The organism is Delftia sp. 11MD, from assembly GCF_050907895.1.
GTDB classification, from domain to species: domain Bacteria; phylum Pseudomonadota; class Gammaproteobacteria; order Burkholderiales; family Burkholderiaceae_C; genus Comamonas; species Comamonas tsuruhatensis.
This window is the reverse complement of the sequence record NZ_CP194333.1, coordinates 6,400,565-6,423,602: the sequence shown is the minus strand read 5'-3', so window position 1 is coordinate 6,423,602 and position 23,038 is coordinate 6,400,565. Positions and strand designations below refer to the sequence as shown.

Below are 23,038 nucleotides of genomic sequence, written 5' to 3'. Positions count from 1 at the left end.
CGTCTCAGGCAGCGGCTGCGTCTTGCAGCGTCTGGCGCGTGGCCTGGGCGGCGGTGCGCGCGGCGGCAGCGAAGTCGTCGCCCTGCGATGCATAGAGCACCGCACGCGAGGAATTGATGATGATGGGGCCGCCGCCGATGCGCGCCGCCTTGACCGTGGCCACGGCATCGCCCCCCTGGGCACCCACGCCGGGAATCAGCAGCGGCAGCGAGGGCGCGAATTCACGCACGCGCTCGATCTCCTGCGGGCGCGTGGCGCCCACCACCAGGCCGAGCTGGCCGTTGGTGTTCCAGGGGCCTTGCGCCAGGCGCGCCACATGCTCGAACAGGTGGGGCTGGCCCGGCAGGTCGGCCAGGCGCTGCGCCTGCAGGTCGTCGCCGCCGGGGTTGGAGGTGCGGCACAGCAGGAAGGCGCCCTTGCCCTCGTACTGCAGGTAGGGCGTGATGGAGTCGAAGCCCATGAAGGGCGACAGGGTCACGGCGTCGGCGCCATAGCGCTCGAAGGCTTCCTTGGCGTACTGCTCGGCGGTGGAGCCGATGTCGCCGCGCTTGGCGTCCAGGATGATGGGCACATGGGGCGCGACGGCGCGCATGTGGGCCATGAGCTTTTCCAGCTGGTCTTCGGCGCGGTGGGCCGCGAAGTAGGCGATCTGGGGCTTGAAGGAGTTCACCAGATCGGCCGTGGCCTCGACGATGGCGGCGCAGAATTCGTAGATTTTGCTTGCATCGCCGCGCATGGCCGCAGGAAAGCGGCTGGGTTCGGGGTCCAGGCCCACGCACAGCATGGATTGGTTCTGGGCGGTGGCATTGCGCAGCATGTCGAGAAAGGTCATGGGGCGCGATTTTAGCGATCGGCCCTTCCCGGGGCCTGTCGCCGGGCATCCAGCGGGTTTGGCGGCCCATGGGCACAATCGGCGGCCTATGCCTGCCTTCACCGCCCGACAAATCCTTTTGCTGATCGCGCTGACCCTGATCTGGGGCATCAATTGGCCGGTGATGAAGCTGGGCGTGCAGCATTTCCCGCCGCTGAGTTTCCGCATGGCCTCGATGTGGGTGGGGCTGCCCATCCTGGCGGCTTTCGTGGTCTGGCGCCGCCTGCCGCTGGCCGTGCCGCGCGCCTGTTGGCCCCGGCTGGCGCAGCTGACGCTGTTCAACATGGTGCTGTGGAACAGCCTGATCATCATTGCCATCCCCATGCTGTCCAGCGGGCGGGCGGCCATCCTGGGCTACACCATGCCCATCTTCTCGGCCGTGCTGGGCAGCCTGTTCTTCCATGACCGGCTGGCGCCGCGTGCCTGGGCGGGTGTGGCGGCGGCCTTGGCGGGCGTGCTCCTGCTGCTGTGGCACGAGGTCGGCGCCCTGGGCAGCCGCCCCATCGGCGTGGGCCTGATGCTGGCCGCCGCGCTGAGCTGGGCCTTCGGCACGCAGAAGCTGCGCCGCGCCGAGGTGCCCGTGCCCCTGCTGACGATGACGCTGTGGATGGTGGCGCTGACCGCGCTGACGCTCACGGTGCTGGCCTTCGTCTTCGAGCGCCACCTGTGGCACTGGCCCGATGCCCAGGCCACGGGCGCCATCGTCTTCAACGGCGTGCTGGTGCTGGGCTTTGGCCAGACGGTCTGGTTCTTCCTGGCGCGCAGCCTGCCGCCCGTGGCGTCCACGCTGAGCGTGATGATGATCCCCGTGCTGGGCGTGTTCAGCGGCGCCTGGTGGCTGGGCGAGGTGCTGCACTGGCAGGACTGGACGGCCGTGGCGCTGATGGTGGTGGCCATCGCCTCGGTGCTGTGGCCGGCGCGCGGCCGCTGAGGGCAAGCAGGGGAAGGTCGGGAGAAGAAGACGCAGCCTGACTGCCCACACGGGCGCAGTCAGGCTGCAGGGCCTCAGCGTTGCGCCGTGGCCGGGGCGCCCAGCAGGCGCTGGATGTCGATGTTGTTGGGCAGCGCGTAGTCGTGGCTGCGCACGATGCGGCTGTCGTCGGTGCGAACCAGCTTCAGGCTCACATAGGTGTACTTGGCAGCCGCCGAGTACGTGCCCACCAGGACCAGGGCCGCATTGTGGTTGCGGGCGATGTCCTTGATCTCGCGCGACAGCAGCAGCTCGCCCGTGCCTTCCTTGACGTACACATCGCCGCGCAGCTTCAGCTCCTTGACGTTGTAGCCCTTGGCGGACAGCTGGGAGGCGTATAGCTCGCTGAGCGTGCGGCCCAGGGGGGCAGAGCGCGTCAGGTCGTTGACGTTGACCACGGTGGCCACGAGCACGGGCGCCTCGCCCAGTTCCTCGGTGTTCAGGCCCTTGACCAGCTCGTCCACGGCAGCGCGGCTGCTGGCGATGAAGGGGTTGGCTGCGGCCGACTGGTAGGTGGGCTCGCCACGGCGTGCGGCCGAGAACTCGGGCGAAGGCGCGGGGGCGGGCACGGCGCAGGCGGACAGCAGGGCCGCCGCAGCCAGCGCGGCCGGCAGGAGGGGCGTGCGCAGCGTCATTGGCCCACCACCTTCAGGTTCTTGGTGGGGAATTCGGGGCGCTCATCCTCGGCCGTGAACAGCACGGCGTCGCTCTTTTCGAGGTAGTAGACGTCGGTCTTGCGCGCCAGGTACTGGTTGTTGCGCACCACCGTCGTCGTCAGCACGAGTTCGGGGTTGGGCAGGCGCTTGCCGTGGCGCACGACCTGGGCGCCGTAGCTCACCTGCAGCTGGGCCTGGGCCGGTTGCAGCATGACGGTCACGCCGCTTTGCACGAGCTTGGTGATGATCAGCTCACGAAAGCCCTTGTCGAACGGGCTGGGCTCGGCCGGCAGGGCCACGTGGACCGGCGTGGTGCGCTCGATGCCGGTCTTTTGCAGTGTCTCCAGCGTCTTGGCGACGACATCGTTGGCCACGGAGTCCCAGTGGCCGGCAGCGCCGATCTTGGGCTGGGCCGTGGCTTCGAAGTAGCTGGTCATCGGTGCATTGACGCAGCCCGCCAGGGCCAGGCAGAGGCCCGCCAGGGCCAGGCCGCCGGCGGATTTGAACGATCGCATGGATTTCTCCTCGGTGCGGGGGCGCGCTGCGGCGGATTGCTGCAGCTGCGCAAAGTGTCGATTGTGGCTTCGCCGCGAGGCACTGACAAGAAAGTGCCCCGTATCCGGATGTTGCCGTGCTCAGCCGTTGGCGCGCTTTTGCAGGATCTCGAAGGCAGGCAGGGTCTTGCCTTCCAGCACTTCCAGGAAGGCGCCGCCGCCCGTGGAGATGTAGCCGACCTGGTCCTCGATGCCGTACTTGGCGATGGCGGCCAGGGTATCGCCGCCACCGGCGATGCTGAAGGCGTCGGACTCGGCAATCGCCTGGGCCACGACCTTGGTGCCGTTGGCGAACTGGTCGAACTCGAACACGCCCATGGGGCCGTTCCAGACGATGGTGCCGGCCTTGCGCAGTTGCTCGGCCAGGCGGGCGGCGGTCTCGGGGCCGATGTCCAGGATCATGTCGTCGTCAGCCACTTCGGTGGCCTTCTTGACGGTGGCGGGCGCGTCGGCCGCGAAGGTCTTGGAGACCACCACGTCGGTGGGAATCGGCACCTCGGCGCCGCGTGCGGCCATGGCGTCGATCACGGCGCGGGCCTCGCCGACCAGGTCGGCCTCGGCCAGGCTCTTGCCGATCTTCAGGCCCGCCGCCAGCATGAAGGTGTTGGCAATGCCGCCGCCCACGATGAGCTGGTCCACGTTCTTGGCCAGCGACTGCAGGATGGTCAGCTTGGTCGAGACCTTGGAGCCTGCCACGATGGCGGCCAGCGGGCGGCGCGGGTTGGCCAGGGCCTTGGTGATGGCGTCGATCTCGGCCGACAGCAGCGGTCCCGCGCAGGCAATGGGCGCGAACTGGGCGATGCCGTAGGTGGTTCCCTCGGCACGGTGGGCAGTGCCGAAGGCGTCGTGCACGAAGATGTCGCACAGCGCGGCCAGCTTGCGGGCCAGTTCTTCCTTGTTCTTCTTCTCGCCCACGTTCACGCGGCAGTTCTCCAGCAGCACGACCTGGCCGGGCGCCACCTGCACGCCGTCCACCCAGTCGGCGACCAGGGGCACTTCGCGGCCCAGCAGCTCGCCCAGGCGGCGGGCGACGGGCGCCAGCGAATCGGCGGGCTTGAACTCGCCTTCGGTGGGGCGGCCCAGGTGGCTGGTCACCATCACGGCGGCGCCGGCCTTCAGCGCCATCTCGATGGCGGGCACGGAGGCGCGCACGCGCGTGTCCTCGGTGATCTCGCCAGCATCGTTCAGGGGCACGTTGAGGTCGGCGCGGATGAAGACGCGCTGGCCCTGGGCCTTGCCCTGGGCGCACAGATCGGAGAAACGGAGAATGTTCATGACGGCGGCGTTGCGATCGGTGGCGATCGCCATGGAATTGAAACGAAAAAGGGGTAAAGCGCGGCCATTGTAGGCGGCGTGCCCGCCCTGGCAGCGGGCGGGCGCACCGGCGATCCGGGGCATCGGGAGCGCCTGTAATCCGGTTTCAGCCGGGCAGCCGGGCGCTCTCGGTCGCTCTCGGCCGCGCTGCGCCTACCAGCCCAGGCCGATATGCAGTGGCAGATAGACCGCCATGCCAAGCGCGATCGTTCCCATGATGCTGCGCTTGTAAAAAAAATACATGACCGCGCAAGCCAGGGCCGGCAGGCGCGCATCGACCACGGTGGAGATCAGCCGGCCGTTGGTCATCACGATCTCGGGCGCAATCACGGCCGCCAGGGCCGCCAGCGGCGCGTACTTGAGGCCGCGCTTGAGCCATTGCGGCAAGGGCACCTCGCGCTCGGGAATCAGGAAGAAGGCGCGTGTGAACAGCGTGATGGCCGCCAGGCCCACGCAGGCCAGCCAGGGCCACAGCCAGGACAGATCCATCAGAGCGTTTCCTTTTCCTTGGTTTGCACGGGCCGGGCGTCTTCGTCCAGCGGCAGCCGGGCATGGCGCTCGCCATGGGCTGTATCGGGCGGGAGAATCACCGGGCCTGGCTCCTCTTTTTCAGGCGCCTGCAGTGCGCGCAAGCGCTGCTGCAGCGTTTCCGCCAGCAGGCCTGCGGCCACGGCTGCAGCGATGGCCACGAGGATATTGAGCTTGAGCGGCAGCGCAAAGGCCGCCACGGCCGCGCTGGCCGCAACCACGCCTGCCACCCAGGTGGCACGGTCGTTGAGCATGGACAGCAGCACGCCCATCAGGGCCAGCACGCCCGCAAAGCCCAGGCCCCAGGACAGGGGCACCTGGTCGGCCAGCAGGATGCCCAGCGTGGACGGGATCTGCCAGGCCAGCCAGTTGGTCGATGCGGCACCCCAGAAATAGGGCAGCTGCTCGGGCTGGGGCCGGGCATCGGGGTAGCGTTTCATGAAGCCCACGAAGATCACGTCGCCGCTGAAATAGGCGATGGCCAGGCGGTGGCGCAGGCGCAGGTGGGCAAAGTAGCTGCGCCACATGCTGCTGAGGATGACGAAGCGCAGGTTCACGCAGATGGCCGTGAACCAGACCACCCACATGGGCGCGCCCACGGCCATCAGCGGCAGCACGGCCAGCTGGGCACTGCCGGCATAGACCAGCAGGCCCATGAACAGCGCCAGGGGCAGGGACATGCCGCTCTTGATCATGGCCACGCCCGTGACCAGGCCCCAGGCACCGATGCCCAGCGCCGTGCCCGACATGTCGCGCACGCCGGTCATGAAGGCGGGATCGCGCGCAATGCCGCGTGCGCGTTCCACCAGGGGCTGCAGGTTCATGGCGTGCCGCCGCTGGCAGCACCGTCCAGGATGGCTCCTTCAGGCAGATCGAAGCCGCGCAGGAAATCGCCTGCCGCCAGCCGCTTGCCGCCCGCGCGCTGCAGCAGCGTCATGCACAGCACGCCCTGGCCGCAGGCCACGCGCACGCCGTCGGCGCCTGCGGACAGCACGGTGCCGGGCACTGCCGCCGCCGCGGCGGCGGCGGGGTCGGCGTGAGCCTCCCAGACCTTGATGGATTCATCGCCGTACTGCGTGGCGCCGCCCGGGAAGGGATTGAAGGCGCGCAGGCGCCGGGCAATGGCCTCGGCATCCTGGCGCCAGTCGATCTGGCTTTCGGCCTTTTCGATCTTGTGCGCGTAGTTCACGCCCTCGGCAGGCTGGGGCGTGCGCGGCAGGCCGCCGCAGGCGCTCATCTCCAGCGCCTCGACGATGAGGCGCCCGCCCAGGTCGGCCAGCTTGTCGTGCAGGCTGGCCGTGGTGTCGTCGGCGGTGATGGGCAGGCGCTCGACCAGGCACATGTCGCCCGTGTCCAGGCCCGCGTCCATCTGCATGATGGTGACGCCGGTCTCGGCATCGCCGGCCTCGATGGCGCGGTGGATGGGGGCGGCGCCGCGCCAGCGCGGCAGCAGGCTGGCGTGGATGTTCAGGCAGCCGCGCGGGGGCGTATCGAGCACCCACTGCGGCAGGATCAGCCCGTAGGCGGCCACGACCATGACATCGGCCTGGGCCGCTTCGATGGCGGCGCGGGCGGCGGCGGCCTCTTCGGGGTATTTGCCGTCCAGGCGCAGGCTGCGCGGCTGGGCCACGGCAATGCCATGCTCCAGCGCGCACTGCTTGACGGGCGAGGCCTGCAGCTTCATGCCGCGCCCGGCAGGACGGTCGGGCTGGGTCAGCACCAGGGGGACGGTGAAGCCCGCGGCGAGCAGGCGTTCAAGGGCAACGCGCGCGAACTCGGGCGTGCCGGCAAAAATGACTCTCATGCAATCCAGTAGGGACGGTGGGGACGGTGTGCAGGCTCAACGCCGATCGTCGTCATTGAACACTTCGTCGGTGAACATCACGCGGCGCACCACGCCGGCGGGGTCGATATGCACATGGGCCTGGCGGCGAATGCCATTTTCCAGGATACGGTAGGTCCAGATGTCGCCGTTGAAACTGTAGACCCTCTCGATCAGCGCAGGCGGGCCGAAGAGCTGGCGTACGCTTTCCCGGGTGTCCTCGCCATTGCGCAGGGCGTGGAAGCGTTCGATGGTGAGCGCCTGCTCCACGCGCACCAGGCGCTGGCTGGCGTCGAAATCCATGTGGTAGACCTGCTGGCCTGCAGGCTGCCAGCTGTAGACCAGGCGCGTGCCGCCGCCGTCCAGCGGCAGGCTCAGGGTCGGGCGGCCCATGGAGCGCTCGATGTCGGCCCGTGGCGTGCCGGGCTTTTGCCACTCGGGTACGGTGCAGCCGACCAGCAGCAGGGACAGGGCCAGCAGCGCCCAGGCAACGAGGCCCGCGCCGTCCATCTTCCAGCGCGGCATGAAGCGAGGCGCTGGCAGGCGGGTCATGCGCGTTCTGCCTGTTTCTGCTGCTTGAGCAGCTTGGTCTTGATGCGGTTGCGCTTGAGCGGCGACAGGTATTCGACGAAGACCTTGCCCATCAGGTGGTCCATCTCGTGCTGGATGCAGATGGCCTTGAAGCCTTCGGCCTCGATGATGCGTTCGTTGCCGGCCTCGTCCAGCGCCTTGACCTTGATGGCCGTGGAGCGCTCGACACCGTCGTAGATGCCGGGCACGGACAGACAGCCTTCCTCGCCCAATTGCTTCTCGTCGCTGGCCCAGAGCAGCTCGGGGTTGATCAGCGCAAAGGGCTCGTCGCGGCCTTCGGAGACATCGACCACGACCACGCGTTCATGCACATTCACCTGGGTGGCGGCCAGTCCCACGCCCTGGGCGTCATACATGGTGGCGTACATGTCCTGGACCAGTTGGCGAATGCGGTCATCGACCTTGGCGACCGGCTTGGCGACGGTGTGCAGGCGGGGGTCGGGATAGCAAAGAATGGGCAGAATGGACATGGCGTGGTCGGTGAATGTCGTTATTTTCGCCACTTTTCTGCCTGGGCGCAGCGGGACGACGCAATAAGCGTTGCCCTCTCATGGCCTTGCACGCAGAATCTTTGCTGATTTGTAAGACCTGTATGGCCGTTCATGACAAGATCGGCCGTGCCGCAGTGCCTAGGAGGGACGCTGTGTCAGACACAAGAAGAGGAATTCCATGACTGCATTCGCCACAGCTCGTACCTGGACTGTTGCCTCGGCCCTGATCGCCGCGTGTGCGGCGGCCCACGCGCAGCAGTATCCGGTGACGCCATCGCAGCGCTCGGCAGCCCAGCAGGTGGCGCAGCAGGGCGTTCCCGTGGGTGAGCTGGCGCCCGATGCGCCCGACAGCTACACCGTCAAGCGCGGCGACACGCTGTGGGGCATCTCCGGCATGTTCCTGCGCCGTCCCTGGCGCTGGCCCGAGCTGTGGGGCATGAACATGCAGGCCATCGCCAACCCCCATCTCATCTATCCGGGCCAGGTGCTGTACCTGGACAAGCGTGACGGCTACGCCCGCCTGAGCACGGCCCGCCCCATGGGCGATGGCGGCGAGCCCGGCGTGGTCCGCATCACTCCGAGCACGCGCAGCGAATCCCTGGCCCAGGCGGCCCTGCCCACGCTGCAGCCCCATCTGATCGAGCCCTTCCTGGCCGAGCCCCTGGTCGTCGATGCCGAAACGCTGCTGCGCGCGCCACGCCTGATCGCCACCACGGACGAGCGCGTGCTCATGGCCAGCGGCGACCGCGCCTATGCACGCGGCACCGCCGAGGCGCCGCTGCGCAAGGGCGACGGCCTGCCGCGCCAGTACCGCGTCTTCCGCGATGCCGTGGCGCTCAAGGATCCCATCTCCGGCGAGGTGCTGGGCTATGAGGCCAAGTACCTGGGCCTGGCCGATCTCATCGAGGGCGAGACCACGCTGGAGATCGTCGACAGCAAGGGCGAAAAGCACCAGCAGAACTCTCCCGCCACGGTGGACCTGTCGCGTTCCAAGACCGAAATGCGCGCCGGCGACCGCCTGCTGCCCGCGCCCGAGCGCACCTACATGAACTACGCGCCCCACGCGCCGCAACAGGCAGTGAAGGCCCATGTGGTTTCCCTGTACGGTGATCAGGCCGTGCGCTGGGCGGCCAACAACCAGGTCATTGCCATCAACAAGGGCACGCAGGACGGCATGGACGTGGGCACGGTGCTGGAGCTGATACGCCGCGGCGCACGCATCGTGGACAAGACGGGCGAGAAAAAGGAAGAGGTGCAACTGCCCGACGAACACAACGGCCATGCCATGGTGTTCCGGACCTTCGATCGCGTCTCCTACGCGCTGATCCTGGAGGCGCGGCGCGGTGTCGAGGTCGGCGACAGCCTGACCTCGCCGGCTCCTTGAGCCACCACGGCCTGCCGGCAGCGCCATGGCGGCCGCCCTGCAGTCCACGGACCGGTTGGCTCCTGACGAACTCTCTGCCTGGCTCCGGCTGCTGCTGACGCCCGGCGTGGGCCGCACCACGGCCCGGCGTCTGTTGGCGGCCTGCGGTGGTGCGCAGGACATCTGGAGCGGCCCGCCGTCCGCTTGGCACGGACTGGTTACCGCCGCTCAGGCCCATGCCCTGCAGACCGTGCCCCAGCGCCTGGACCAGCTTGTAGCGGCCACGGCGCAATGGCTGGACAAGCCCGCTTCCGGTCAATTGCACGCCGTGCTCGTGCTGGGCCACCCCCAATATCCGCAGGCGCTGCTGCAGACGGAAGATCCGCCACTGCTGCTGCATGTGCAGGGCAGCGAGCGCTGCATGGCAGGGCCGGGGCCCTGGTTCCCCTATCCCCAATCCCTGGCCATGGTGGGCAGCCGCGGGCCGACGGTCCAGGGCGCGGCCAACGCGCGTGCCATGGCGCAGGCGCTGGCCGAGGCCGGCCTGTGCATCGTCTCCGGACTGGCGCAGGGCGTGGATGGCGCGGCCCATGAAGGCGCGCTGCGCGCGGCGCCACGCCTGGGCGGGCTGGGTGCTCCCGTCACCATTGCCGTCGTCGGCACGGGCCTGGACCAGGTCTACCCGCGGCGCCATGCCGCCCTGGCCCGCGAGGTGGCCAGCCACGGGCTGATCGTCAGCGAATATCCGCTGGGCACCGGCCCCATGGCCGCGCACTTTCCACAGCGCAATCGCATCATCGCGGGCCTGTCCCAGGGCACGTTGGTGGTTGAGGCGGCCCTGCAGTCGGGCTCGCTGATCACGGCCAGGCTGGCCAGCGAACAGGGCCGCGAAGTCTTTGCCATTCCTGGCTCCATCCACGCGCCCCAGTCGCGCGGCTGCCATGCGCTGTTGCGCCAGGGCGCCAAGCTCGTGGAAACGGCGCAGGACGTGCTCGATGAGCTGCAGGGCACGGCCACGCGCCTGCCGCTTCCCAAGCCTGTATCGGCAGCGGCAGCTGTCCAGTCCGCCCAGGACCCTGAGAGCGACGCCACCCTGCGCGCCCTGGCCCACGACCCGCTGTCGCTGGACGAGCTCATGGACCGCACAGGCATGGACGCCGCAGCCCTGCAGGCCCACCTGCTGGAGCTGGAACTGGAAGGCCGCGTGGAACGCCTGCCCGGCGGCCTGTTCCAGCGCCTGGCCCAGGCCTGATCTCAAAAACTGGCGCGTCCCCAAGCGGGATATGCCGAGCAAGAGCCGCCTCGCGGTGGGGGCGCCTAGCCGATGGCATCCCCCTCCCCCGCGAAGCGGGTAGAGAGGCGCCGTGCCCCGGGGGGAAGGCGCGTAGCGCCTCAGGGGGAGCTTAGCCTTTCAGGGTTCGCCTGAATCTTCTGCAGCGCATCCCGCGTCGCGCGCACGGTGAGCGCCTCCTCGTCATGCACGGCCAGCAGGCCGGACTGCAGGTAGGAGGCCATGCGCCGCAGCTGCAGCAGGTGGCAGGTGCCATCGAGCGCGGCGAACAGGTGCAGTTGCTTGCGGCGGCTGCGCCAGGTGTATTGCACCTGGATGCGCGCGCCGTTGTGGTCCAGGGTGAACCAGCGGCCCGTCTCCAGAGAGGCCGCCCATTCCAGCATCACCGGCTCCACGGCCGTGTTCGTGCTCGGGATGACGTTGAGGCCGGCCGTGTCCACGCCCAGGATCATCTCGATGTTCTCGGGCGACAGCGGCATGTCCTCGTCGAGCATGCCGTCTTCATTGATGTACTGCTCCAGATGGGCCAGCCGCTGCGCCATGGCCTCGATGCGGGCCGGGGCGATGGTCGCGGTCTTGGAGACAAAGGCCTCGGCCAGCGTGTCGGTGACCAGCTTGATGCGCGTGGACTGGGCGTCGCCCGTGACACCGATCAGGGCCAGTCCTTCGCGCAGGGTCTGCAAAAGCGTCGGCAGCGTCTGGATCACGCGCGAGCGTTCCTGGCGCGTGGGCTTGGCGCTGGCGGCCCAGACCAGTTCGCTGGCGGCCTGCTTGAAGCGCATGGTGCGCGCGTCCTTGGCACCGTGGCGCACGGCGGCCAGGGCCAGCACCTCGGTCCAGGTCTTGAACAGGAACTCGCGGATCTCCTTGCGCACCGGCATGTCGGTGAGCAGGTGGCGCAGCTCGATCGTGTATTGGATGGCCAGGGTTTCCTTTTGCTCCACCTGCTGGGCCACGGTGACGATCTTGGCCTTGTCCTGCGACTGGGTCAGGTAGCGCGCCAGGAAATCCTCGAACTCGCGCAGCACCAGCACGAACACTTTCTGGCCCGTTTCGGGGTATTGCTCGATGACCTGGACGATGCGCCGGATCTCGGACTCCAGCGCGCTGCCGCTGATGCTGGAGGCGTCGAATCCCATCACGCAGGAGCCCAGGCGGTCGATCAGCAGCCGGGCCGGATGGCGCAGGTTGCTGAAGAATTCCGGCTCGGCCAGTGCCACGCGCAGCACGGGCACCTGCAGCCGGGCAAACCAGACCCGCACCGAGGGCGGGATGCGGTCCTCGGTCAGGATGGCCTGGAACATCAGGGCCACGATCTCGATGGTGGCCTTTTCGCCCGAGGTGGTGGCCTTGCGCTTGAGGTCGGCCGAACGTTCGCGCACCTGCCCGACCAGCTGGCCGATGGCAGCCGGGCTGACATCGATGTGCAGCGTGGTCAGGCCCTGGGCCAGCATCTGCTGGTACTGCGTCTGGGCCACCACGCGCTGCTCCAGCAAGGCCTGGGTCAGCGCGGCCGATGCGGGCGCCTGGGGCATGCCTGCGCCCACACCGGGCACTAGGCCCTGCACGCCCACGCCCGGCTGCATGAGCAGGCGGCGCAACTGGCCCACGACTTCCTGGGCGCGGTGGCGTGCGCGCGAAAGGGTTGTCAGGCCTACGGGCATGGCGGGCATCGCCGGCATCTGGCCATGGGGCGCGGCGGCGTCAGGCGGGTAGGCGGCAGCGCCGGGCACGCCGCCCATCTGCGTGGGCGCATAGGCCGAGGAATGCTGTGATGCAGTGGCATGCTGCGAGGCCGCAGCAGGTGGCGCGGCGGTCTGGCCCAGGCCCATGGCGCGCGTGGAGTTGCCTGCCTCGGTGCGCCGCACGCGCATGGCCACGTCCTGCGAGCGGGTGACGCCCTGGCCGTCCAGCAGCACATGGGCGGCCTGGTACTCGGTCACCAGCACGGGCGCCAGGGCCGTCTGCAGCAGGTCCAGCACGCGCTGCAGATCACCGCGCTGCAGGCCCGTGGCCAGCCATTGCTCGACCAGGTGCCGGCACACGGTTTCGGTGCGCAGGATGTCGTCCGAGGGCAGCTCGCGGCCCTCGATGAACTGCATGCGCAGACGCAGCGTGTCGAAGGCCGGCGCTGCGGTCTCTCCCATGGCCAGGGCCATGCGGGAGGCCAGGATCTTGTTCTCCACCACATCGTCGCTGAGCAACTCGAACTGCGGCGCGCCGCGCTGCGGCACGGCGGCAGGCGCGGCTTTGGCCGGCTGTAGCGCGCCTTGCAGGGCCTGCATGCTGGCGTTCAGCCAGGCGCTCTGGTGCTGGCGGTAGTTGCCCCAGGCTTCACGCCGCTCCTGCATTTCGCGCTGCGTGCCCACGGCCTGGGCCTGTTGCTCCATCTGCGCCAGCAGCTGCTGGGCCACGCCGGGCAGGCCCTTGCACAGTCCTCGCACCCAATGCAAACGCGCCTGCTGGCCCAGGGAGGACTGGGGGCCAGCAGGCGCGTTGGAAGGGGTGGGCAGGGAGGGCATGCCCGCGAGTGTAAGCCGGTCTGGAGCTAGAACATTCGCTTACACAGTGGCGCCGGCGTTGGGATCGTTGGGGTCCGTGGAAGCCTTGGGCGCCTTGATCAGATCCTCGCGCTTGACGCCCAGCCACATGGCGATGGCGGCGGCCACGAAGACCGAGGAATAGATGCCGAACAGGATGCCGATGGTCAGCGCCAGCGCGAAGTAGTGCAGGCTGGGACCGCCGAAGAAGAACATGGACAGCACCATGGCCTCGGTGGAGGCGTGGGTGATGATGGTGCGGCTCATGGTGCTGGTGATGGCGTGGTCGATCACCTCGGTGGTGCTGAGCTTGCGGAACTTGCGGAAGGCTTCGCGGATACGGTCGAAGATCACGACCGACTCGTTGACCGAGTAGCCCAGCACGGCCAGCACGCCGGCCAGCACCGACAGCGAGAACTCCCATTGGAAGAACGCGAAGAAGCCCAGGATGATGATCACGTCGTGCAGGTTGGCGATCACGGCGGCCACGCCGAACTTCCACTCGAAGCGCATGGCCAGGTAGATCACGATGCCCAGCACCACGAAGCCCAGGGCCATCAGGCCGTTGTGCATGAGCTCGTCACCCACCTGCGGGCCCACGAACTCGGTGCGGCGCAGCGTGACTTCGGCGTCTTCCTTCTTGAGTGCCGTGAGTACTTGCTCGCTTTGCTGGGCCGAGGTCACGTCCTTTTGCACGGGCAGGCGGATCATCACGTCGCGCGATGTGCCGAAGTTCTGGACCGTGACATCGGCGTAGCCGAGGCCGGCGACCGTGTCGCGCACCTTGGCGATGTTGGCGGGCTGGGTATAGGCCACCTCCATCACGGTGCCGCCCGTGAATTCCACGGACAGGTGCAGGCCGCGGGTGAGCAGGAAGAACACGGCCAGCGCGAAGGTGATGAAGGACACCGCGTTGAGGATCAACGCGTACTTCATGAAGGGGATGTCTTTGCGGATGCGGAAGAACTCCATGGTCTTCCCCCTTTCAGTTGTTGGCGCCGGAATCGGCGACGCTGGATCCCTTGGCCGTCACCGAGCGCAGCTGGCTGGTGTCTTCAGGCTTCCAGACCTGGCCGATGGAAATGCTCTTGAGCTTCTTGCGGCGGCCGTACCAGAGGTTGACCAGGCCGCGCGAGAAGAACACGGCCGAGAACATGCTGGTCAGGATGCCGATGCAGTGCACCACGGCGAAGCCGCGCACCGGGCCGGAGCCGAAGGCCAGCAGCGCCAGGCCCGCGATCAGCGTGGTCACGTTCGAGTCCAGGATGGTGTGCCAGGCGTTCTCGTAGCCCGCATGGATGGCCGCCTGCGGCGAGGCGCCGCCGCGCAGTTCCTCGCGGATGCGCTCGTTGATCAGCACGTTGGAGTCGATGGCCACGCCCAGCGCCAGCGCCATGGCGGCGATGCCGGGCAGGGTCAGCGTGGCCTGCAGCATGGACAGGATGGCCAGCAGCAGCAGCACGTTGACCGACAGGGCCACCGTGGAGATCACGCCGAACAGCAGGTAGTACACGCACATGAAGGCCGCGATGGCCACCAGGCCCCAGACCACGGAGTGGATGCCGCGGTTGATGTTGTCGGCGCCCAGGCTGGGGCCGATGGTGTATTCCTCGATGATCTCCATGGGCGCGGCCAGCGAGCCGGCGCGCAGCAGCAGGGCCGTGTCGTTGGCTTCCGCCGTGGTCATGCGGCCCGAGATCTGCACGCGTCCGCCGCCGATCTCGGTGCGGATCACGGGAGCCGTCACGACCTCGCCCTTGCCCTTTTCGAACAGGATGATGGCCATGCGCTTGCCCACGTTCTCGCGCGTGATGTCCTTGAAGATGCGTGCGCCCTTGGCATCCAGCACCAGGTTGACCGTGGGCTCCTGGGTCTGGCTGTCGAAGCCGGGCTGTGCGTCGGTGAGGTTCTCGCCGGTCAGCACGACCTGCTTTTGCACGATCACGGCCTGGGCGTTGCGGTCCAGGTAGCGCTCGGAGCCGAAGGGCACGGGGCCCGAACCCAGTTCAGCGCCGCGCGCCTCGGAGGATTCGTCGACCAGGCGCACTTCCAGCGTGGCCGTGCGGCCCAGGATGTCCTTGGCCTTGGCCGTGTCCTGCACGCCGGGCAGTTGCACGATGATGCGGTCCAGGCCCTGCTGCTGGATCACGGGCTCGGCCACGCCCAGCTCGTTGATACGGTTGTGCAGGGTGACGATGTTCTGCTTGAGCGCCTGCTCCTGCACCTTGCGCAGGGCTTCGGGCTTGATGGAGGCCAGCAGCTTGAAGCCTGCGCCATCCGGCTCGGAGGTGGCCGCCAGATCGGGGAACTGGTCGGAGACCAGGTTGCGCGCGGCCGTGAGCATGGCTTCGTCGCGCACGCGGATCTCGACGGTGTTGCCGTTGCGCGAGACGCCGCCGTGGCGGATGTTCTTGTCGCGCAGCGAGCTGCGCAGGTCGCCGGCAAAGGAGTCGGCCTTCTTGGTCAGGGCGGCGGCCATGTCCACCTGCAGCATGAAGTGCACGCCACCGCGCAGATCCAGCCCCAGGTACATGGGCTTGGCGCCGACGGCCGTGAGCCATTGCGGCGAGCGCGACACCAGGTTCAGGGCCACGATGTAGGCCGGGTCGTTGGCATCGGGGATCAGGGCCTTCTGGATCACGTCCTTGGCCTTGAGCTGCTCGTCGGGCGTGTTGAAGCGCGCGCGCACCGAGGTGCCTTCGATGGACAGGACGTCGGGCTTGACATCGGCAGCCTTCAAGGCCTCTTCGACTTTCTGCAGCACGGCGTTGTCCACCTTGATGGTGGCCTTGGCCGAGGAGACCTGCACCGCAGGCGCCTCACCGAAAAAATTGGGCAGGGTGTAGAGCACCCCTACCAGCAGCGCGATCACGATGATCGCGTACTTCCAGACCGGATATCGGTTCATGATCGCGCTCTTCGCTCTTTGTAGACAGCAACGCACAAAAGGGTGTGCTGCCGCCTGCGCGGTCCGCACACCCGCAAGACAGGGACAGCGCTTACTTCAGCGTGTCCTTGGGCAGCACCTGGACGACGGCGCTGCGCTGGATCTGGACTTCCACACCCGAGGCGATCTCGATGTGCAGGAATTGCTCGGACATGCGCGTCACGCGGCCGATGATGCCGCCGGCCGTTGCCACTTCGTCACCCTTGGCCAGTGCCTCGATCATGGAGCGATGCTCCTTCTGGCGCTTCATCTGCGGACGGATCATCACGAAGTACAGCACCACGAACATCAGCGCCAGAGGCGCCATGCCCATCAACTGCGACATGAAGTCGCCACCGGAGGCTGCTGCTGCGGGTGCGGTCTGGGCAAAAGCGGAAGAAATAAACACGGGCAAGACTCCAGGATTGGAAGGTCGAAAAAGGGTCGCTGCGCACGCCGATATGCACGGGCCCGCGCAGGAGAACGGAGCATTGTATGCGTCAGCCCTGACCCACATGGGCTGCCAGGATCTGGCTGCTGCGGGTTTTTCGGCGACGATGGCTGCAACTGGCGGCCATCTGCCGTTTTTAAAGGGGCGGAGCGCGTTTTTTCGTGGTTTTTGCGCCCGGCGTGACGGCACTTGAAGCGGCCCCGGAGGCAACCGCGCCGCCCGCACCTCACGGTACGGGCGGCGGCCGCGATCTTACAGGACGCCCCTGTGGCGGGGCTGTCCGTGTGGTTTCAGGCCACGCCGACTGCGGGCTGTCCCGTGCTGCCCGCGCCCCGTGATGGGGCGTTCCAGCGTGCCATCAGCGCCTTCCACTTGGTGCGGGCCGCAGCCAGGTTGCGCTCCTTGACGTGGCCGTAGCCGCGGATGTCCTCGGGAATGCTGGCGATCTCCACGGCCAGCGCCAGGCGCTCGGGCGTGAGCTCGGACAGCAGTCCTTCTATGCACTGGCGGTATTCCTGGATCAGTGCGCGCTCGGTGCGGCGCTCCTGCGTGCGGCCGAAGGGGTCCAGCGCCGTGCCGCGCAGGCCCTTCATCTTCGCCAGCACTTCCATGGCCTTGCGCATCCAGGGGCCGTAGGACTTCTTGACCAGATGGCCCTGCTCGTCCTTGGCGGCCGACGACGGCGGCGCCAGGTGGTGGACCACGCGGTAGTCGCCCTCGAACATGCTGGCGATGCGCTGGCTGAAGGCCGCATCGGTGTGCAGGCGCGCGACCTCGTACTCATCCTTGTAGGCCATGAGTTTGAACAGATAGCGGGCCACGGCTTGCGACAGGCGCGTGCCCGAGCCCGCCACGGCGCGCTCGGCGGCATGGACCTTGTCCACGAAGGCCTGGTACTCGGCCGCATAGGCGGCGTTCTGGTAGGCCGTGAGGAAGTCCACGCGCTTGGCCACCATCTCGGTCAGCGAAGGCTTCTTGACGAACTGGATCACCTGGGCCGTCTGGAACAGGGCGCGCACGGCAGCCAGGTCATGGGCGCAGCGGCGGCCCCACTCGAAGGCGGCCTTGTTGTTGTCGGCCTGCACGCCGTTGAGTTCGATGGCACGCATCAGCGCTGCATGCGACAGCGGCACGCGGCCCTTTTGCCAGGCGTAGCCCAGGATCAGCGGGTTGGTGTAGATGCTGTCGCCCAGCAGCTGCACGGCCACCTGCTCGGCGTCGAAGCTGCCCAGCAGCTCGGGGCCCACGGCCTGGGCCAGTGCGCTGGCGCAGCGGTCGTCCGGCGCCTGCCAGTCAGGGTTGGTGACGAAGGCTGCCGTGGGCGAACCATGGCTGTTGAGCGCCACGAAGGTGCGGCCCGGCTGCATCACCGACATGGTGGTCGGCGTGGCCGTGACGATGGGGTCGCAGCCGATCACCAGGTCGGCCTTGGCCATGTCCACCTTGGTGGTGTAGATGGCTTCGGGGCGGTTTGCGATCTGGATGTGGCTCCAGGTGGAGCCGCCCTTTTGCGCCAGGCCGGCCGCATCCTGGGTGATCACGCCCTTGCCCTCCAGGTGGGCCGCCATGCCCAGCAGCGAGCCGATGGTGATCACCCCCGTGCCGCCGACGCCGGCCACGACGATGCCCCAGGCCTGCTCGGCCACCGGCAGCACGGGCTCCGGGATGGCGGGCAGCATGGACAGGTCGCCCTTTTTCTCCTTCTTGGGCTTCTTGAGCTGGCCGCCTTCGATGGTGACGAAGCTGGGGCAAAAGCCCTTCACGCAGGAGTAGTCCTTGTTGCAGGTGTTCTGGTTGATGCGGCGCTTGCGGCCGAACTCGGTCTCCACCGGCTCGACCGACAGGCAGTTGGACTGCACCGAGCAGTCGCCGCAGCCCTCGCAGACCAGCTCGTTGATGACCACGGTCTTGTCGGGCGTGGCCAGCGTGCCGCGTTTGCGGCGGCGGCGCTTTTCGGTGGCGCAGGTCTGGTCGTAGATGATGGCCGTGCAGCCCTTGAGGGTGCGGAACTCGCGCTGGATGCGGTCCAGCTCGTCGCGGTGGTGCACGGTCACGCCCTCGGCCAGCGCCACGCCGTCGTACTTGGCGGGCTCGTCGGTGACGATGACCAGTTTGGCCACGCCCTCGGACTTGAGGCTGTTCATGATCTGCAGCACCGAATGGCCCTCGGGCCGCTCGCCCACGCGCTGGCCGCCCGTCATGGCCACGGCGTCGTTGTACAGCAGCTTGTAGGTGATGTTCACGCCGGCCGCGATGCTCTGGCGTATCGCCAGCAGGCCGCTGTGGAAGTAGGTGCCGTCGCCCAGGTTGGCGAAGACATGGGCGTCCTTGGTGAAGGGCGCCTGGCCCACCCAGGTCACGCCCTCGCCGCCCATCTGCGTGAAGGTGCTGGTGGAGCGGTCCATCCACACCGTCATGTAGTGGCAGCCGATGCCGGCCACGGCGCGGCTGCCCTCGGGCACGCGGGTGCTGGTGTTGTGCGGGCAGCCGCTGCAAAACCATGGCACGCGGTCGCCCGTGGGCTGGCTCTGGGCCACCTTGAGCGCGGCCTCGCGGGCGTCCAGCACGGCAATGCGCTCGTGCATGCGCTGGGCGATGTGTTCGGGCACGCCGATCTTGGTCAGGCGCTGGACGATGGCGCGCGCGATGAGGGCCGGCGTCAAGTCCGCATTGGGGCGCAGCAGCCAGTCCTGGCTGGGATTGGGCACCGACCATTCGCCGCCGTGCTCATCGCTGAACTTGCCGACCACGTTGGGCCGCACGTCGGAGCGCCAGTTGTACAGCTCTTCCTTGATCTGGTATTCGATGACCTGGCGCTTTTCCTCCACCACCAGGATTTCCTGCAGGCCGCGCGCGAAGTCGCGCGTGATGGTGGCCTCCAGCGGCCAGACCACGTTGACCTTGTGCACGCGTATGCCCAGCTGGCGGCAGGTGTCGTCGTCCAGGCCCAGGTCGGCAAGGGCCTGGCGCATGTCGTTGTAGGCCTTTCCGCTGGCGATCAGGCCGAAGCGGTCGTTGGGGCCCTCGATCACGTTGTGGTTGAGCCGGTTGGCGCGCACATAGGCCAGGGCCGCATACCACTTGTAGTTCATCAGCCGCTGCTCCTGCTCCAGCGGCGCATCGGGCCAGCGGATGTGCAGGCCGCCGGGCGGCATCTGGAAGTCCTCGGGCAGGATGATGTTCACGCGGTCCGGCTCCACCGACACGCTGGCCGAGGACTCGACCACCTCCTGGATGGTCTTCATGCCCGACCACAGGCCCGAGAAGCGGCTCATGGCAAAGGCATGCAGGCCCATGTCCAGGATGTCCTGCACATTGCTGGGAAAGAACACCGGCGTGCCGCAGGCCTTGAAGATGTGGTCGCTTTGGTGGGCGGCCGTGCTGCTCTTGCTGATGTGGTCGTCGCCGGCCAGCGCGATCACGCCGCCGTGCCGGGCCGTGCCCGCCATGTTGGCGTGCTTGAACACGTCGGAGCATCGGTCCACGCCCGGGCCCTTGCCGTACCACAGGCCGAAGACGCCGTCGAACTTCTTGGTCTCGGGATAGAGATCCAGCTGCTGCGTACCCCAGACGGCCGTGGCGCCCAGCTCTTCATTGACGCCGGGCTGGAAGACGATGTTGTTGGATTCGAGGTGCTTTTTCGCGGCCCATAGCGCCTGGTCATAGCCGCCCAGCGGGGAGCCCCGGTAGCCGCTGATGAAGCCTGCGGTGTTCAGGCCCGCTGCAGCGTCGCGCTGGCGCTGCAGCATGGGCAGGCGCACAAGGGCCTGTACTCCGCTCATGAATGCACGGCCGTGCTGCAGAGCGTATTTGTCGTCGAGGGTGACCGTCTCCAGGGCGCGGCGCACGTCTTCGGGCAGTGGGGCATTCATGGCTTGTCTCCATCGATGGTCGGCGCCCTGTCATGTCCTGCCCGGAACGGGAAGGAGGCATGCACGGCACTCGTTGTCTGAACCAAATCGCCTTTTTTCAGTGTATTCGTGCTCGTCTGATAGGTCTTTGCTTTCTTTGCGCTGTTTCAAGTATCCTGAGCAAGGATCTTTCTTGAAAATGGTGTTTTGTGCAAACTTTGGACAAATTCGACATTGCCATCCTCGGCCACCTGCAGGCCGACGCGCGCCTGACCAATGCCGAGCTGGCCCAGCGCGTGGGCCTGTCGGCCGCGCCGTGCTGGCGCCGCGTGCGGGCGCTGGAAGAAGCGGGCTTCATCCGCGGCTACCACGCCGACATCGACCGCCACAAGATCGGCCTGGGCGTGCTGGCCTTCGTGCGGCTCGATGCCGTGCGCACGGCCGGCACGCTGACGCTGGAGATGGAGGACGCCATCCGCAAGCTGCCCGAGGTGGTCACCTGCCACTACATCAGCGGCACCGGCACCTTCGAGCTGCAGGTGGTGGCGCGCGACCTGGACAGCTTTGCGCAGTTCGCGCGCAACACGCTGCTGAACCTGCCCAACGTGAAGGATATGCAGACCAGTTTCTCGCTGGGCGAGATCAAGTCCAGCCATGCGCTGCCGCTGTCCCAACTGGGACCCATGGCGGGCCAGGGACTGCCGGGCCAGTAGCCGCAGGCCGGCGGACTGGCCTATGAAGGTCGCGCCGAAGCGACAGTGTGCTCCTGTAACAGGAGCGAAAAACGGTTGTCGTACAAGGCGGTGATCGTGGTTATTAGTAAGGCAACCATTTCTGGCGCCACCCTGCGTTTGGCCCGAGAATCGGGACACATGGCCGCAGAACAATCAACACCAGACCCCGCCCAGCCACCCGCCTCAGAAACCGAGCCTTCCACCCAGCCCCCGGCCGAGCCCTCGGGCGCGGGGGCGCCGGGCACCCTGCTCGAGGACCCGTCCGGCATGGCCGCTGCCGACAGCGCGGCCGCCGAGGCCGAAGGCCAGAAGACGGCCCAGGCCCAGCAGGGCGTCTGGGCGCCGCTGTCCGGCCCCACCTTCCGCATGCTCTGGCTGATCTGGATGGCGGCCAACACCTGCATGTGGATGAACGATGTGGCGGCGGCATGGCTCATGACCTCGCTGACCACCTCGCCCGTGCTCGTGGCCCTGGTGCAATCGGCCTCCACGCTGCCCGTCTTCCTGCTGGGCCTGCCCAGCGGTGCGCTGGCCGACATCCTGGACCGGCGCCGCTACTTCATCGTCACCCAGTTCTGGGTGGCGGCCGTGGCTCTGGTGCTGTGCCTGTTCGTGCTCTCGGGCCGGATGACGGCGCACTGGCTGCTGGTGCTGACCTTTGCCAACGGCATCGGCCTGGCCATGCGCTGGCCGGTGTTCTCGGCGCTGATTCCCGAACTCGTGCCCAAGCACCACCTGCCCTCGGCCATGGCGCTCAATGCCGTGGCCATGAACGCCTCGCGCATCATCGGCCCCCTGGTGGCAGGCGCCATCATCGCCAGCCTGGGCAGTGCCTGGGTGTTCGTGCTCAATGCCGTGCTGTCCGTCATCTCGGGCATCGTGCTGATCCGCTGGAAGCGCCGCCACGTGGCCAACCCGCTGGGCCGCGAGCGCCTGCCCTCGGCCATGCGCGTGGGCCTGCAGTTCGTGCGCGAGTCGCCGCGCATGCATGCGGTGCTGGCGCGCACGGTGTGTTTCTTCCTGCAGTGCACGGCGGTGATGGCCCTGCTGCCCCTGGTGGCACAGCGCCTGCACGGCCCGACCGAGGGCGGGGGCGGCGCCGAGACCTTCACGCTGCTGCTGGCCTCCATGGGGGCGGGCGCCATCGTGGGCGCCATGTTCCTGCCGCGCCTGCGCCAGGCCATGTCCAAGGAAAGGCTGATTCGGTCGGGTTCGGCCGTCCATGCCCTGGCCACGCTGGCCGTGGCCTTGTCGCCCAATGTCTACATGGCGGTGCCGGCCATGATGCTGGCCGGCATGGCGCTGATCTCCACGGCCAACGTGCTGGGCGTTTCGGCCCAGATGGCCCTGCCCAACTGGGTGCGGGCGCGCGGCATGTCCATCTACCAGATGTCCATCATGGGCGGCACGGCGGCAGGCGCCGCGCTCTGGGGACAGGTGGCCAGCATGGTGGGCGTGCGCGGCAGCCTCATGGTGGCGGCCGCCAGCGGCGTGGCCTGCATGCTGCTGGTGCAGCGCCTGGTGCGCGACCGCCAGATCGAGGAGGACCTGAGCCCCTCCAAGGCCTTCCAGCGCCCCGAGGTCAACATCCCCGAAGCCGGCCGCGTGGTCGTCACCATCGAGTACCAGATCGACCCCACCCAGGCCGAGGCCTTCCGCGCCCTCATGCAGGAAAGCCGCCGCAGCCGCATGCGCCAGGGCGCGCTGGGCTGGAGCCTGCTGCACAGCATGAGCCACCCGGAGCGCTACGTGGAGCAGATCATCGACGAGTCATGGACCGAGCACCTTCGCCGCTTCGACCGCGTCACCGCCGCCGACGTGGCGCTGCGCGACCGCAAGCTGGCGTATCACAAGGGCAAGGAACCGCCGCGCGTCACGAGGTACTTCGATACCCCCTGAGGCGCTGCGCGCCTTCCCCCAGAGGGGGACGGCGCCCTCGCAGCGAGGCGGCTCTTGCTCGGCGCCCCTGGCGTTGGGCCGCGCCAGAGCGAGGGACAGTGGATAGAGGTGTGTCTGCGCTGGTCTTGTGCCATGCGGGGCGAGCCTTGGCGCAAAGGCGGCGCACCCCAAAGCGGGAGGAAGCGG

The 23,038-nt window shown here is 67.9% G+C and carries 19 protein-coding genes; 5 read left to right on the top strand and 14 right to left on the bottom strand.

The window, feature by feature from the left end:
• Nucleotides 1–4: 4 nt before the first annotated feature.
• Complete coding sequence (pyrF, locus tag ACRSCF_RS29425) at nt 5–832, bottom strand: orotidine-5'-phosphate decarboxylase (protein WP_016449352.1); 828 nt, start codon at nt 830–832, stop codon at nt 5–7.
• Between the two features lie 88 nt (nt 833–920).
• On the opposite strand from pyrF, the gene ACRSCF_RS29420 reads away from it, so the two are divergent.
• Nucleotides 921–1,802 carry a DMT family transporter gene (locus tag ACRSCF_RS29420; protein WP_026062986.1) on the top strand — a complete coding sequence of 294 codons (882 nt, stop codon included), beginning with the start codon at nt 921–923 and terminating at the stop codon, nt 1,800–1,802.
• 74 nt (nt 1,803–1,876) lie between these two features.
• Here ACRSCF_RS29420 and ACRSCF_RS29415 read toward each other — a convergent pair whose 3' ends face one another.
• From ACRSCF_RS29415 to def, 8 genes are all read right to left on the bottom strand, one after another.
• Entirely contained in the window at nt 1,877–2,476 is a 600-nt protein-coding gene (locus ACRSCF_RS29415) for a FlgO family outer membrane protein (protein ID WP_017407706.1), read from the bottom strand.
• Nucleotides 2,473–3,012: a hypothetical protein gene (locus ACRSCF_RS29410; RefSeq protein WP_016449355.1), complete on the bottom strand. Its 540-nt coding sequence runs from the start codon at nt 3,010–3,012 to the stop codon at nt 2,473–2,475. Before ACRSCF_RS29410 ends, ACRSCF_RS29415 begins: the two co-directional genes overlap by 4 nt.
• A gap of 120 nt (nt 3,013–3,132) precedes the next feature.
• Nucleotides 3,133–4,326 carry a phosphoglycerate kinase gene (locus ACRSCF_RS29405; protein ID WP_034348266.1) on the bottom strand — a complete coding sequence of 398 codons (1,194 nt, stop codon included), beginning with the start codon at nt 4,324–4,326 and terminating at the stop codon, nt 3,133–3,135.
• A 192-nt stretch (nt 4,327–4,518) separates the two neighbouring features.
• On the bottom strand, nt 4,519–4,854 hold the full coding sequence (locus tag ACRSCF_RS29400) for an AzlD domain-containing protein (RefSeq protein ID WP_012202761.1): 336 nt from the start codon (nt 4,852–4,854) through the stop codon (nt 4,519–4,521).
• Nucleotides 4,854–5,717 (bottom strand): AzlC family ABC transporter permease, encoded by an 864-nt coding sequence (locus tag ACRSCF_RS29395; protein ID WP_016449357.1) that lies wholly within the window; start codon nt 5,715–5,717, stop codon nt 4,854–4,856. The genes ACRSCF_RS29400 and ACRSCF_RS29395 overlap by 1 nt, the downstream gene beginning before the upstream one ends.
• A complete protein-coding gene (fmt, locus tag ACRSCF_RS29390) occupies nt 5,714–6,697 on the bottom strand; it encodes a methionyl-tRNA formyltransferase (RefSeq protein WP_043790911.1) in 984 nt (327 codons plus the stop codon). Before fmt ends, ACRSCF_RS29395 begins: the two co-directional genes overlap by 4 nt.
• A 36-nt stretch (nt 6,698–6,733) precedes the next feature.
• A complete protein-coding gene (locus tag ACRSCF_RS29385) occupies nt 6,734–7,267 on the bottom strand; it encodes a membrane protein (RefSeq protein WP_034366210.1) in 534 nt (177 codons plus the stop codon).
• On the bottom strand, nt 7,264–7,776 hold the full coding sequence (def, locus tag ACRSCF_RS29380; RefSeq protein ID WP_432675175.1) for a peptide deformylase: 513 nt from the start codon (nt 7,774–7,776) through the stop codon (nt 7,264–7,266). Before def ends, ACRSCF_RS29385 begins: the two co-directional genes overlap by 4 nt.
• Before the next feature lie 199 nt (nt 7,777–7,975).
• On the opposite strand from def, the gene ACRSCF_RS29375 reads away from it, so the two are divergent.
• On the top strand, nt 7,976–9,181 hold the full coding sequence (locus tag ACRSCF_RS29375) for a LysM peptidoglycan-binding domain-containing protein (protein ID WP_047218912.1): 1,206 nt from the start codon (nt 7,976–7,978) through the stop codon (nt 9,179–9,181).
• A gap of 25 nt (nt 9,182–9,206) precedes the next feature.
• Nucleotides 9,207–10,412, top strand: coding sequence for a DNA-processing protein DprA (gene dprA, locus ACRSCF_RS29370; RefSeq protein ID WP_016454254.1), 1,206 nt, complete (start codon nt 9,207–9,209; stop codon nt 10,410–10,412).
• Between the two features lie 140 nt (nt 10,413–10,552).
• Here dprA and ACRSCF_RS29365 read toward each other — a convergent pair whose 3' ends face one another.
• The 5 genes from ACRSCF_RS29365 to ACRSCF_RS29345 form a co-directional block, all read right to left on the bottom strand.
• On the bottom strand, nt 10,553–12,973 hold the full coding sequence (locus ACRSCF_RS29365; protein WP_244387638.1) for a DUF1631 family protein: 2,421 nt from the start codon (nt 12,971–12,973) through the stop codon (nt 10,553–10,555).
• A 39-nt stretch (nt 12,974–13,012) separates the two neighbouring features.
• Nucleotides 13,013–13,963 carry a protein translocase subunit SecF gene (secF, locus tag ACRSCF_RS29360; protein WP_016449364.1) on the bottom strand — a complete coding sequence of 317 codons (951 nt, stop codon included), beginning with the start codon at nt 13,961–13,963 and terminating at the stop codon, nt 13,013–13,015.
• Between the two features lie 13 nt (nt 13,964–13,976).
• Entirely contained in the window at nt 13,977–15,899 is a 1,923-nt protein-coding gene (gene secD, locus ACRSCF_RS29355) for a protein translocase subunit SecD (protein WP_016454252.1), read from the bottom strand.
• Between the two features lie 91 nt (nt 15,900–15,990).
• Nucleotides 15,991–16,326: a preprotein translocase subunit YajC gene (gene yajC / locus ACRSCF_RS29350; RefSeq protein ID WP_016449366.1), complete on the bottom strand. Its 336-nt coding sequence runs from the start codon at nt 16,324–16,326 to the stop codon at nt 15,991–15,993.
• Between the two features lie 332 nt (nt 16,327–16,658).
• Entirely contained in the window at nt 16,659–20,240 is a 3,582-nt protein-coding gene (locus ACRSCF_RS29345) for an indolepyruvate ferredoxin oxidoreductase family protein (RefSeq protein WP_034366215.1), read from the bottom strand.
• Between the two features lie 188 nt (nt 20,241–20,428).
• Between ACRSCF_RS29345 and ACRSCF_RS29340 the strand changes: the two genes are divergently transcribed.
• Entirely contained in the window at nt 20,429–20,932 is a 504-nt protein-coding gene (locus ACRSCF_RS29340) for an Lrp/AsnC family transcriptional regulator (RefSeq protein WP_016449368.1), read from the top strand.
• Between the two features lie 159 nt (nt 20,933–21,091).
• The gene (locus ACRSCF_RS29335; RefSeq protein ID WP_411165081.1) at nt 21,092–22,852 is read left to right on the top strand and encodes an MFS transporter; all 1,761 of its coding nucleotides are present in this window, start codon (nt 21,092–21,094) and stop codon (nt 22,850–22,852) included.
• Nucleotides 22,853–23,038: the final 186 nt, after the last annotated feature.